This is a genomic window from Halalkalibacter sp. AB-rgal2 (assembly GCF_041821005.1).
Taxonomy (GTDB): Bacteria; Bacillota; Bacilli; order Bacillales; family Bacillaceae_D; genus Halalkalibacter.
In genome coordinates this window covers 98,157-111,965 of sequence record NZ_JBGUAV010000008.1, presented here as the reverse complement: position 1 = coordinate 111,965, position 13,809 = coordinate 98,157, and the positions used below count along the sequence as shown (strand labels likewise).

Here is a 13,809-nt window from a genome sequence, read left to right as displayed (position 1 = left end):
TCAACCGTTATTATCCCTTCACTGCACCTTGAGTCATCCCTTGAACAATTTGCTTTTCCATCACAAGATAAAAAATAATTGTCGGAATGAGAACAATCGTTAATGCGGACATTTGCGCCGTATAATTCGTTCCATACTGTCCAGCAAAGTTCGCCAAACCAAGTGGTAAAGTCCTTAGCTCATCATTATTAATTAAAACGAGCGCAAAAGAAAACTCATTCCAGTTATTAATAAAATTCAAAATAATCGCTGTTGCTAAAGCTGGCCTTGTCATCGGCAAAATAATCGACCAAAATACTCTTAATACGCCACATCCATCCATAATAGCCGATTCCTCAATTTCCTTAGGAAATGAGCTCATAAAGCTTGTTAATAAGAAGATCGTAATCGGTAAATTGAAAGCAATATATGGAAAGATTAACGCCAAATACGTATCAATAAGTCCAAGTCTCTGCATTAAAATGAACATCGGTACAAGCGTTGCATGAATGGGTACAAGAAGGCCTAAAACGAAAAAGCCATACAATAATTTCCGCCCTCTAAAATCAAACCTCGCCAAGAAAAAGGAGGCCAAGGCACCTACAAGAATCGTTACGATCACAGCTACAATCGAGACAAAAACACTATTAAAGAAATACGTATCAATATTTGCTGTCACCCATGCATCCACATAGTTCGTTAAAATCCATTCATTCGGTAGACCAAATGGATTTAACGCAAAATCTTGACCCGTTTTAAAAGAGTTCATGATCATCCATAAAATAGGGTATGAATTAATGAGTGCAAAAACGATTAACACACCATATATGAGCACTCGTGATATTCTTTTTTTCGTACGTGCTCCACGGTCGAAATGCTCATTCCGTTTCAATTTTGGTCCCGTACTTTTATTTAGAGTAGGCTCCATTTTTTTACCACCTTTCTAAGAATCTCGTCTTCTCAATAATCTTTGACATAGGAGAATTAACGTGATACTAAATATAAAAATCAGAACCGATATGGCACTTCCGTATCCATATTTCAACCCTCTAAATGTTTCACTATACATATACGTCGCCATCACTTCTGTCGCATGAGCTGGGCCACCGCCCGTCATCACATAAATCAAATCAAATGTTTTTAAGCTTCCACTAATACAAAGCACGATCGCAATAAGTATAATATTCCAGATTGAAGGAATAATAACGTGGCGAGTTTTTTGCCATTCCGTTGCACCATCTAACTCTGCAGCCTCTAGAATATCCTTAGAAACCGTTTGTAGTGCTGAGAGGAAAATAATAAAGTAAAGCCCTACGAATTGCCAAATAATCACGACTCCAATCGCATACATCGAATAATCTGGATTACCAAGCCAATTTCGAGTTAATGCTTCTAACCCAATATTTGATAATAAGTTATTCAACATCCCTTGCTCCGCATTGAAGATCATTCTCCACGTTAAGGAAATAACCACGGTTGAAATAACCACCGGTATAAATGCGATCGTACGAAAGAATTTAGCTCCTCTCACTTTACGATTTAATAGCAGTGCCAACCCTAACGCAATCGGAATTTGTCCAAACACGGAAAAGGCAACAACTAAAAGGTTATTCCGAACTGACAACCAAAAGATTTGGTCATTCAATAGCATCCGAAAGTTATCTAAACCAACAAACTGCATTGGAGAAAATCCATCCCAGCTCATAAATGAATAGTAAAACGATATAAAAATCGGAATAATACTAAACACACAATAAATAAGTAATGCAGGAATAATCCCCAATCCAATTTTCCACGGACTTTTTAATAAATGCATCTTCTCACTCCCTTACAATGATCTGTAAACGTTTTCATAAAACCATTATAAAGGCGACATCCATAACAAAAAATCCTCATAATTAAGAAAACATCTGTATTTTTCTTATTTATTCGCATGCATACGTCTAAATTGAGTCGGTGTTACACCTACATGCTTTTTAAACACTTGTACAAAGTACTTATACTCCTTATAACCGACGTATTCAGCTATTTCAAATACTTTATTCGATGTTTCTGATAACAGCTCACTCGCTCTTCTAATGCGTAAAGAATTTACATATTCCGAGAAGCTCTTTCCTGTTTCTTGTTTAAAAAGCACACTAAAATAGTTTGGTGTTATAAAATGCTTTTCAGCAATATCAGCCGCTTTCAAATCGAGTTGAAAATGTTTTTTTATATAATCTTGTATTTGAATCATCATCCAGTTGTCTCCTTCATGATGGGTGATGCTTTGCAACAAACAATGCAAATCACCTATGAATAACCGCTTCATTGCTGACATTGAATTGACAATGTGCAAATCAACTCTCTCTTGGAGATGAAAGATGACTTGATCCATTTTACTTGAAGAAGTGAGCTCCTTGATCCGACTTTTCAACATTAATTCCATCTCACGACACGTATATAATATTTGCTCTAATATCACACCTTGCTCCTGCCACATAATAAACAACTGATCAACCGTTTCCTGTAGTAACGATTCATCTCCGGCCATGATCGCTTGTCGCAGCTGAGCTTCCATCTCCTTCGGATAGGAAAGCTCCTTCTTTTCAGATCTGTGCATATGAACAGAAAATAATGATGTATTCTCACTTCGTCCATCTGTGAGCACATCCGATACCTGTTCATATACACGTAATACATTCGATAATTCCATTTCAAGGTTAGAGATGCCAAAGCGAAGAGGATGAGTTACTTTTTTTTGCAGCTTATCACATAGCTGTTGAAATTGACTCAAATCGAGCATACGTTCATCAGGACAATAGCAAACCGTTACCCATTCATTCTCATTCCCTGAAAATGTCACATGCTCAACCTCGAACTCAGTCAACATTTCATCAAGTGAAACTCTAAAGTCATCCTTAAGCTGGTCTAGCTCCCCTTTCGATAGTACTTCCAATAAGTAATGATAATCGACACACTCTGTTATCATTAACCGATAAGGAGAAGTTAACAGCTCCTTATCCTTTAAACTGCTAGAAGAAAAGGGAGTATCGAAAAGGTGATGCATCACATATTCAGAAATACGCTTCGGTTGCTCAGCTTGACTCAATTTTTGCTTTTCGATAATTTCTTGCTTCAATTTCGTTGTTAGCTCAACAAGCTCATCAATGTTCACAGGCTTTAATAAATAGTCCTCAACCCCTAAGCGAATCGCCTGCCTCGCATATTGAAATTCATCATAGCCACTAATCATAACAATTTTTGTATTTGGAAAATTCTCACAGACATATTTTGAAAGCTCTAAGCCATCCATTTCCTCCATACAAACATCCGTAAGTATGAGATCGACCCCATCTTCTAAAAAAGGTAGCGCTTCGTTCCCATCATGTGCCATTCCAATTAAATCTATCCCAAGCGTCTCCCATGGAATTGTCGTCGCCAACCCTTGGCATATAATGGGCTCATCATCGACAATCAACATTTTAATCATCATTGACATCCTCCCCCTCAAGTATTCTTTGTAACTCATAGTCTTTTTCTATAAAAGGTAAATGAATCCGGATGCATGCTCCTATTTCTTGATGAATCAATTCTAATCCGTACTTTTTTCCAAACGCATGAACAATTCGATTGTGAATATTTCGTAATGCGTATCCTCCCCCATCTCGTTCATTTTGTGAATGAAATAAAGAATGCTTGATTTCATTCACATTCATCCCTATTCCATTGTCAATCACATCAATCGCTACCCCTTGCTTCGTACGGTAAGCTCGTATATACATTCGTTTATTTGGATGGGTTCGTTTAAAGCCATGCTGTATACTATTTTCCGCTAATGGTTGAATGATAATTTTCATCACAAGTGCCTGCTCGATTCCTGCTTCGACTGCTATAAAGTAATGAAGTTGACCGGCTAGCCGTCTTTTCTGAAGCTCAAGGTAACTTTGAACATATGCGAATTCATCCTTGAGAGAAATCCACACTCTACCTTCACTTAAGCTGATTCGAAACAGTCTAGAAAGATCTTCTATACTTTTCCCTGTATCAGGTGCATTCTCAATTCGTGCTGTCCAACGAATCATATCTAATGTGTTATATAAAAAGTGTGGGTTAATTTGACTTTGCAATGCCTTTAGCTCTGATTCTTTATTTTGCAATTCTAGCTTATACTTCGTCTCAATTAATCGTTGAATATGAGAAACTGCTGCATTAAAATGCGAGCCAAGCTTACCAATTTCATCATTTGTTCTTACCTTTACATTGGCATTAAAATTGCCATATTCAAATCGCTTCGTTTGCTCTGTCAGTTCAATAATTGGCTTAACGATTGTCCATACAAATCCGACAAACGCAACAATCGTCAACAGCATTACAATTGAAATCACTACAACCATCGTATAACGAATGCCAGCAAATTCTCCTAAGATGTAATCTTCTCTCACTAATGAAACTAATGACATTCCAATATGCTGATCATTGACGTTACGAATGACCGCATAATAATCTTCTCTATTATGCTGGAAGGTTACGACAGCCTCGTTCTGGTCAACGACCTCAACTAACTTTTGATTCGGAAAAGGTTTCCCCACTTTGCTTTGGTCTTGATGAAACATGACGACACCATTATCTCTTAATAAAAAGGTTTCATTGCTTTCATCAACATAACCATTTGTAACTGATTTCATTAATTCGCGTGAATCTAAACGAATTCGAACTAAACCATTCGGCTTCTTAATTTCATAATTATCATTAATCACACGAACTAATGAAATCACTTGTTGACCATCATATCCCCATCCAGTTCTAGAGACCTCATATGGCTCGCTCCAGAAAATACGTCCTTCACGCTCAATCGCTAGCTGATCCCAATGTGTTTCATCACTATTTAAGCGTTCACCAACATGTAAATCCGTACCATTGACACCTTGAATACTCGCCGAGTCAAAATAACTTTTATTATTTAAATGAAATGTAAAAAAACCCTTAATATGATCTTGAAGACGATGAATATCTTCATAATAATTTTGATCATCCATTGGTAGGGTCATAAAGTCTCGGAATTCATTACTAAAAATGATATAGCCAGATATATCCTCTACATCCTCCATGATCGATACCAAACTTGATTCCATATTGTTTAAATTTTGCTGAGTTCGATCAATCACTTGCTGTTTAAATAATTGATTCGATTGATAATAAATTAATAAGCTAACAATCAACGTCGGTAAAAAAATAAAGCACAGCATAATAACCATCGACTTTCTCTTTAAGCTCCAATGATAAAAAGGGTTCCATCTATTCATGCGCGATTCTCCTGGCCTCATTTAGTAAAAGTAGAGTACTCCCAATAAGAAATACTCTACTTTAGCATCTATTATATCACTCTGTATTCACTTGCTCTTGAATTTTCTGAGCAGATTCTTCAGGTGTTGACCGTCCAATCGTAATGGCTTGTAGCTCATTTTCAAGGACATTATTAACCGCCTGTGGTAGAACAGCGTCATATACAGGTGCTGGTGGCGCTGTATTCGTTAGCTCTAGCATATCAGCAAACAATTCATCAAATTCAATATCGTCAGGAACATCGACATCTGCTGCTACTACCCTTCCTAAACCAATTAGACCTTGATAATGATCTTCACTAAACATCCACTTCATGAACGTTTCTGCTGCTTCAAGCTCTTCTCCTTCTAAGTTAGAATTTAATGACCATGCATTTCCGTATACCGTTGAAACGGTATTTGTATCACCTAATGGAATAATTGCTATTCCCACATTTTTATCTTCAGGCATATTTGCTAGGATACTAATCGCACCCCAGTTTCCGTCAATCACCATACCTGAACGCCCTTGCAAGAAATATTCAATCATCTGATTGGAATCCATTGTATTTAAATCTTCATTAAATGCACCCATCTCCGTTAGCTCTTCAATGACTGCAAGCGCACTAACAAAATCAGGATCTGTAAAAGCACGCTCTCCTGCAAAAACATCTTCTAAGAAATCGTTTCCTGTAAATCGATCAGCAATCGTTGAAATGTATACTGACTGCAGCACCCAAGGCGCAGAATTACCAAGTGAAATTGGCGTTGTACCTGAATCTCGTAAATCAACGATTAATGACAAGAAATCATCATACGTATCTGGAAATTCACTATAACCAAGCTCAGCAATCATATCCTTATCATAGAACACAAAGCTTGTTGGATTTTGTACAGATGGTATCGCATAGGTCTCCCCATCAAAGCTAAAATCTTCAAGTGCCACTTCATCTAACAATCCATCCTCAAGCCAATGATCTCTAATGTGATTAAGTGAATGAACGGCTCCTCCATCTACAAGTGGACTTAATTCAGCACCAGGAAACACTTGAAAAATATCAGGTAATTGCCCACCAGCCGCTTGTGTATTTAACCTTGTACGGTAATCAGCATGAGCCGTTGTCTCGACATTTAAATGAATATGATCATGTTCCTCATTAAATTTCTCGACTTGATCCATCGTAAAAATGAAATCATCACGGTCTGGATTGGCAGAAGCCCAAAAGCTTAGCTCGATCACTTCTCCTCCATCATTACTATTATTCGTATCATCAGCGGTACCTTCATCTCCATCTGAACTAGCATCTTCCCCACCACATGCCACTAAAAGGGCAACCAACATAGCGAACAACCCTAATAATAAGACCTTATTTAATCCTTTCACTTTCATCGTGCATCTCCCCCAATTCATTTGTAATCGCTTACAACTGAATTATGACATAACCGTTGTTTCATAAATATCCTATGAAGTTAAGATTATATCAGTATTTTTTGAAAGTTGATATAGAGTACAAGAACATTCTCATGTAATAATCACATCATTATTGTAATAGTTCTCATTACGAAGACTTCTTTTCATTCATCAATTGGCTCGAACAAAAAAGCTCTCTATTCTACAAAGATGAGAGAGCTTACTTTATTTGTTCTTTATAAACGGGCCATTACCATCTCCCTGTTCATCCTCTTCTTCTCTAAGTTCCTTCTCTTCATGAAGTTCAACAGGAGATTGTGCCATTATATAATCAAATGGCGTAAAGTTATTATCAGGAATCGTTTTAGATTTAATCATTTTGTAAGAGGTGAGACCAACGACAACAAGAAGAAAAGTGAAAAATATAACGTACAAGCTTATATAAAACATCATCCTACCAGTGCCTTTCATTTGAGTAGTAATGGCTTCATTCGTTGCAGCCTGATTCGATAAGTCCACTCGTATCAGGCTGCAACGGTTTCGCGTATTGCTTTAATTGCACCAAAAAAAGTTAATAACCAAACTTTTCACAGTGCTCCCACTCACCATTCTCTTTTGTAAACATGTTATCCCCACGCGCGATGTCAATTGTAAACCAGAAATGTTAACTGATTTCCCCCAATAAAAAGGAGGAAATCTGACCGTTTCCGGATAGAGGTACACTCATTGATTTCCCACTTAAGTTCTAATGATGATGTTCATGTTCGTTATCTTCATCATGTGCATGCTCTTCCTCTAACTGTTCCAACTCTTCCTCAGAAACATCTCCAATAATCACTTGCTTCGTTGGCATCACATGCATCCCTCTTGCTGTTACGTGACTCGTCACATTGTATATCCCATCATCAGCAAACATATATGAAATCTCATAAACTCCGTCACCTTGGTGCTCACCTGAAATCATGTCACTTTCATCCTTTTTTCCATGCTCCCAAACTTCAAACTCCACTTCGTCGGCATCGTCAACATTCTCATCACCTTGTGTAACCTTTGTTTGAAGAATCACTTCTTCTCCAGGAGTAATCTCTGGCAGCATAATATCGACTTCAACAACTTCAGGAACCCCATCATTTTGAACGTCCTCCTGCTCCTCTCCACCACAAGCCACTAACAAACATACCATCACTAATAATACGACACTCCAACTAGCTTTTTTCATGTTCACTAAAACCCTTTCTTCTCTCTATATTAAGAATAACTCGCCTTTACAACTACAACAATCGAAATACGTACCATTGGCATCACTATACCAAAAGCAAGCATAATGAAATAGATCACCCTCCTGCTATCATCCTTCGTCTTTAGCGGAGATCCTGAGGAAGCGAGAGTGACTCGTCTTCTCATCAAGTCTCCACAACTAAATCATTCCTCATGGTTAAAGTGTAAAATAAGAATGTGAAATAAAAATGAAGTCCTTAAAAAAGACGTGATTTACTTACTATCATACATTTCCAGCACTTATCCGCAAAAAGGTTAACCACTTTTTATCGATGGTTAACATACTGGAGGATTGAGAATCATGCTATCTCTTCCTAAATATGTTAACATAACTAAAGATGAACAACATATTATGTGGGAGGATTACATGTTTTTTATTTTACTGCTTATTTGTTTACTTATATTCATCTGGGCTTATGTTAGATTACGAGAACAAAACCATAAAATCATGGAACAAAATTACTTAATCCTCAATTATTTAGGAGAAATTAAGAAGCAGAATGAGGAACAAAAATGATAAGAAAAGCTATACTCTAAATAACATACTGACTTTCTTAGAGTAGCCAAACTTCTTATTATACAAGTAAGAGGTCATATCGACCTCTTACTTTAAATTTCTTAATCGAACAACCGCATGAGTCCCTTCTCCTTCAACAGAATGAAGCTCAAACTCTCCATTATGCTTCTTCACAATTTCCGATACGATCGCAAGACCCAGTCCCGTTCCACCACTTTTTCGTGATCTCGCTTGATTCACGCGGTAAAAGCGCTCCGTTACCGCCTTCAGTTCATTCTCTGGAATACCAATACCCTCATCAGCAACCGTTAACTCACTCCACTGATCCTTAACGTGTAAAGTCACATTAATTTTCTTATGGGATACCGTATAGCGAATCGCATTATCCATTAAGTTCCGAATGACTTGTTCGATTCGATCACGATCAGCTTCAATAATGCTCCCCTCATCCAGCTTTAATTCAAGCTGCAAATGCTTCTGTTTCACTGCCACTTCGATCGACTCAAGAACATCATGCACAAGTTGCGCAAGAGCAATAGGTTCTATGGATAATGGATATGACTCGCCTTCAAGTTGAGCCAAATCGAGCAAATCATTGACGAGTCTCTCTAAACGCTTGGATTCAGACTGAATCATACTCAACCCTTTATCCTGTGCAATAACCCCTTCCTCCAACGCTTCTGCATATCCTTTCATATAGCTTAATGGGGTGCGAAGCTCATGGGAGACATTCGCCAAAAAAGCACGTCGGCTATCCTCTACTTCCTCAAGTGCTTGTGACAATCGGTTAAACGAATCAGCTAACTCACCTAGCTCATCCGTACTCTTTACTTCGATCCGTTCTGAGAAATCCCCCTCAGCCATCCGTATGGAAACACGCTTCATTTCACTAATGGGAGCGACAACGTGGTGAATACCTCTTGTAGCGATAAATACAATCACGACCATTACGATCAGAATCGACACGATTAAAAGAGTTCGAATTTGCTCAAACGGTTCATACACTTCTGATAGCGGCATCGATAATAAAATAGAGCCTGACAATTGACCTTCTTCAAATAGCGGAATGGCCACCCCTAGAATATCTTGATTAAAATGAGGATGAGGTCGTACCATCACAACCGTCTCACCATCGAGTAATGACTGCCGTTCAGTAAACGTAATCATATGTTCATCTGAAGAAGGTTCAAAGGGAGAGCCACTTCCAAGTTCCATCGGATCATTTGAAAAGATAACATCCGATCCACTATTTTCACTAGACCATTCCAAACGTTCAAGGAAAGCATCCGTCATCCCGTACCTTTCATAATAGGCAGCTAAATGCTCTCCTTCGGTAATAAGCAATTCCATTTGCTTATCAATATAAAGCTCATCATACAAAAACGAAATAAGCCAAACTGCTGCACCAATAACGACGACGATGATCGCAACGATAGCGAACCACACCTTGAATTGAATCGACCTCTGTTTCATGAGGACTCCTCAATTTTATAACCGACACCCCAAACTGTTTGCAGAAGTGCCCCTGCTGATTTTAACTTTAGGCGTATCGTTTTCACATGTGTATCCACCGTACGTAACGTCCCCATTTCCGTATCCATTCCCCATATTCGTTCATGAAGATGCTCTCTAGTAAATACTTGTCCCCGATGCTCAAGTAAGAACAGTAACAAGTCATATTCCTTTCGTGTCAGTCGCACTGGCTCTTTATTAACAAATACTACCCTCCCATTCACATCAACCTCAAGCTCATTCATCTTTAACCGATTCGACTGCACGTTCATTCGTTCGGATCGTCGCAGCACCGCTTCTATCCTCGCAATAAGCTCACGAGGGCTAAATGGCTTCACCATATAATCATCCGCACCAAGCTTAAGTCCTTTTACTTTATCCTCTTCACCACTTCTTGCTGTTAACATTAAAATCGGCACCTGTGAAAAAGACCTTATTCGCTCACACGCCGTAAACCCATCCATATCATCCATCATCACATCTAGTACAACAAACTCAACTTTATATCGGTGCATGAGGTTTATCGCTTCACGCCCACTCGTTGCTGTCAGCACTGCATAGGATTCTTTTCGTAAATAGGTCTTCACTAGCTCTAATAGCTCCACTTCATCATCAACAACTAATACATACGTAAGCTCGCTCATCCATTTATTCCTCCAACACCATTGCATACGGCCCTGCTGACACCGCAAGCTCCGTAATCACTTCAAATGTTTCTCGATCAATAATCGAAATGGTATCACTATCCAAATTGGATACGTACAAATACGTTTCATTTCCGATTATCTGATTCGGATTTTGCCCTACCTCGAGTTTATTAACAACATCATTCGACCTTGAGTCAATTTGATAAATGGAGTGCTCGCCATGGCAAAGCACGTAGAAATATGGAGATGTATCATCTCCATAGAAGGCAATTGGCATTAGTCCTACTTCAATTTCGTCCATGAGCTCACCACTATTCGGATCATACGAATAAATGTGGCGATTCAACTCACCGAAAGGACCATGTCCCCCAACCCATAGCTGTTCTCCATCATGAAACAGTCCTGCTGGTCGTTCGACGACTGAAAACGCACGCAAGCCCTCCTGTAAGTGTCGATCAACGACTATCACTTCATGCTCATCTCCACTAAGTACAAATAGCTCATCTTTCGATAACACAAAGTCAACTGGATGTGCCCCTATTTCCATACTCGCCAATCGTTCCTGTTGGCTCACGTCAATCAAATGCACAGCATGATTGACTGTATCTGCAACATACGCTTGGCCTTTCTCTTCATCATAAAGTAGTGACGTTAATCCCTCATTTAGATGAACAAATGGAGATATCGTGCCTTCATGGAGATGAATGACCATTAACGATTCGCCCTCTTTGCTTGTCACTAATACTTGCCCATCCCCAATACTCACCATCTCAGTAATCGCAACAGGGCTTTCATCCTTCAGTAGCACCTCATAACGGTCTGTATCAATAAACACTAGCGACTCTTCCTTCACATGTGCAGCCATCAAATAAGGAGCTTCACTCGGCGTTTCCAGCCGTTGCTCATCACAACTACTTAACACGATAAGAAAAAAAGCGACTACTATAACAAAACGCTTCATGGTGTCCTCCTACTTTAGAATTTACACATAACAACCTTTCAATAACCCTTACTTCCTCATTTTAGCATGCAATTGTGAAGAAAGATTGAAATAAGAAAGAACGCAACAGCTTCATTTCCTTAAAGAGGCGTACGGAGCCGTTACAGCGGTTTCTTGTTTTTATAAAAGTTGGGGTTAGGATCTTTCAGAAAAACGGGTAACGTGCGAAGCCAGCGCCACCCGCGAATCTATCTACTTCTTCCTCAACCTAATCATTCAATCATTTCACCAAATTCTTCTAATCCATGAATCATGCGAACAACAGCGTGAGGCTCTTCCTTCTTGCGGTTAAGCCAAACTCCTTTCATCCCTGCCTGTATACTTGCTAGCGCATCAATGTCTAATCGATCACCAATGTAATAACAACGTTCTACTTCTACATCAGCCTTATTACAAGCAGCTACAAATATTTCCCGATCAGGCTTGGATACACCTACTTCACTAGACGTGACGATGCAGCTAAAATAATGCTCAAGCTCGACTTGTTTCAACTTCTCCTTTTGTTGAAGAAGATCTCCATTACTAATCACACCAAGTGAATGGCCATTTGCTATTAGCTGTTGTAAGCATAGATTCACATCGTCATAGGCAGACCAATTCTGTTTATACGCATCAACATACGAACCAAAGGCTACGTCCGCTTCTTCATCATTAACTTGTCTCAATAAAATCTCTCTTACACGCTCTCGTCTTTGCTCTTGAAAGGATAGCTTCTGTTCAAGAAAGCGATTGTAATAGTACTCAGAAACTTCTTTCCAACGTGAGACAAAATCAATTTCAGCTAACTGTATTACCTGGCTATATTCACGATAAAAGGCTACGGCTGCTAGCTCCTCCGCACGATCGTGATCAAGCAACGTCCCATCAATATCAAAAAAGATCATCGCGACACCTACCATCATTCGTTCTTCATTATAAATCTATTCTAGTCACCCATTCTCTCTTAATCAATGAATAAATTTCTTACGCATACCCTCTATCTCTCTGTTCATTATTCTTCTATATGCTTAGGTATCTATTCATACATATGTTTCATCAAATCAGCAACTGTTTGCTTCTTTTCTAATTCAGCTTTATTAATTGCTTCCTTTACATCTTCCTTAGCTTGTTCAATTACCGATTGCTCTTGCTCGTTCGACCAGAGACCTCGCCTTTCTAGAAATGTACGAAACCGCACAATCGGATCTTTTTTCGACCACTCTTGATCTAATTCCTCGGTTCGATATTTTGTTGGATCATCGCCAGAGGTTGAGTGTGGTCCAAATCGATAGTTAATCGCTTCAATTAAGGTTGGCCCCTTCCCCGCTATCGCCCTTGCTCTTGCCTCCTTTGTTACTAAATACGTTGCCAACACATCCATTCCATCTACTTGAATACCTTTGATGCCCGCTGCAACAGACTTCTGAGCTATCGATTGTGAAGCTGTTTGTTTTTCAACTGGCGTCGAAATGGCAAATTGGTTATTCTGTACGACAAAAATGACAGGTGCACAGTAAACACCAGCAAAATTAAGCCCCTCGTAAAAATCCCCTTGAGACGACCCACCATCTCCTGTATATGTAATCGCAATACTCTGCTTCTTTTTCTTTTTAAGTCCAAGACCAACACCAGCTGCTTGAACAATTTGTGCCCCGATAATAATTTGTGGGGGTGTTACATTGACATCGTCTGGCTTTTGCCCACCTTTAAAATGGCCCTTTGACCAAAGAAATAGTTGAGATAATGGGACTCCGTGGAAGAGCAACTGTGGTAAATCGCGGTAACCAGGTAAAATCCAATCTTCCCTCTCCAAAGCAAAATGTGTACCCACCATCGTCGCCTCTTGTCCAGAAACAGGAGCATAAAAGCCTAATCGACCTTGCCTATTTAATGAAATACACCTTTGGTCAATTGTACGTGTGTATACCATTCTTTTCATTAATAGCTTAAGCTCCTCCTCTTTCATATCTGGCAATCTATCACGATTTAATAGATCGCCATCTTCACTAATTAGCTGAATTCGCTCATATAAATGTTCACTACCTTGTCTGCCTTTCACATTATCCACACCCTTTTATAATTAATTATAATACGATCGTTTTAAATCATATTATATAATAACTGAAAGGATGTCAATGATTCTTTCACACTTGAATAATTAGCAAAATCCGTTATGATTTGAA

At 38.9% G+C, this 13,809-nt stretch carries 13 protein-coding genes; all 13 read right to left on the bottom strand.

What is annotated here, in order from left to right:
* Positions 1-10 precede the first annotated feature (10 nt).
* Positions 11-907, bottom strand: a complete 897-nt coding sequence (locus ACERJO_RS08950) for a carbohydrate ABC transporter permease (protein WP_247104311.1) — start codon at positions 905-907, stop codon at positions 11-13.
* A 15-nt stretch (positions 908-922) separates the two neighbouring features.
* The gene (locus tag ACERJO_RS08945) at positions 923-1,795 is read right to left on the bottom strand and encodes a carbohydrate ABC transporter permease (RefSeq protein ID WP_247104313.1); all 873 of its coding nucleotides are present in this window, start codon (positions 1,793-1,795) and stop codon (positions 923-925) included.
* Between the two features lie 105 nt (positions 1,796-1,900).
* Positions 1,901-3,454 (bottom strand): response regulator transcription factor, encoded by a 1,554-nt coding sequence (locus ACERJO_RS08940; RefSeq protein ID WP_247104314.1) that lies wholly within the window; start codon positions 3,452-3,454, stop codon positions 1,901-1,903.
* The gene (locus ACERJO_RS08935) at positions 3,444-5,264 is read right to left on the bottom strand and encodes a cache domain-containing sensor histidine kinase (protein ID WP_373647270.1); all 1,821 of its coding nucleotides are present in this window, start codon (positions 5,262-5,264) and stop codon (positions 3,444-3,446) included. Before ACERJO_RS08935 ends, ACERJO_RS08940 begins: the two co-directional genes overlap by 11 nt.
* A 76-nt stretch (positions 5,265-5,340) precedes the next feature.
* Positions 5,341-6,672 (bottom strand): extracellular solute-binding protein, encoded by a 1,332-nt coding sequence (locus ACERJO_RS08930; protein WP_247104316.1) that lies wholly within the window; start codon positions 6,670-6,672, stop codon positions 5,341-5,343.
* A 246-nt stretch (positions 6,673-6,918) separates the two neighbouring features.
* Positions 6,919-7,212, bottom strand: coding sequence for a DUF3951 domain-containing protein (locus ACERJO_RS08925; RefSeq protein ID WP_373647269.1), 294 nt, complete (start codon positions 7,210-7,212; stop codon positions 6,919-6,921).
* A 226-nt stretch (positions 7,213-7,438) separates the two neighbouring features.
* Positions 7,439-7,912, bottom strand: coding sequence for a FixH family protein (locus ACERJO_RS08920; protein WP_247104318.1), 474 nt, complete (start codon positions 7,910-7,912; stop codon positions 7,439-7,441).
* Positions 7,913-7,941: 29 nt separating this feature from the next.
* Positions 7,942-8,097 (bottom strand): hypothetical protein, encoded by a 156-nt coding sequence (locus tag ACERJO_RS08915; protein ID WP_373647268.1) that lies wholly within the window; start codon positions 8,095-8,097, stop codon positions 7,942-7,944.
* A gap of 478 nt (positions 8,098-8,575) precedes the next feature.
* Positions 8,576-9,961: a sensor histidine kinase gene (locus tag ACERJO_RS08910; protein WP_373647267.1), complete on the bottom strand. Its 1,386-nt coding sequence runs from the start codon at positions 9,959-9,961 to the stop codon at positions 8,576-8,578.
* A complete protein-coding gene (locus ACERJO_RS08905; RefSeq protein WP_373647266.1) occupies positions 9,958-10,644 on the bottom strand; it encodes a response regulator transcription factor in 687 nt (228 codons plus the stop codon). The genes ACERJO_RS08910 and ACERJO_RS08905 overlap by 4 nt, the downstream gene beginning before the upstream one ends.
* 4 nt (positions 10,645-10,648) lie before the next feature.
* Positions 10,649-11,608 (bottom strand): YncE family protein, encoded by a 960-nt coding sequence (locus ACERJO_RS08900; RefSeq protein ID WP_373647265.1) that lies wholly within the window; start codon positions 11,606-11,608, stop codon positions 10,649-10,651.
* Positions 11,609-11,859: 251 nt separating this feature from the next.
* Positions 11,860-12,549 (bottom strand): HAD family hydrolase, encoded by a 690-nt coding sequence (locus ACERJO_RS08895; RefSeq protein ID WP_373647264.1) that lies wholly within the window; start codon positions 12,547-12,549, stop codon positions 11,860-11,862.
* Between the two features lie 113 nt (positions 12,550-12,662).
* Positions 12,663-13,637 (bottom strand): pyruvate dehydrogenase (acetyl-transferring) E1 component subunit alpha, encoded by a 975-nt coding sequence (pdhA, locus tag ACERJO_RS08890; protein ID WP_373647294.1) that lies wholly within the window; start codon positions 13,635-13,637, stop codon positions 12,663-12,665.
* Positions 13,638-13,809: the final 172 nt, after the last annotated feature.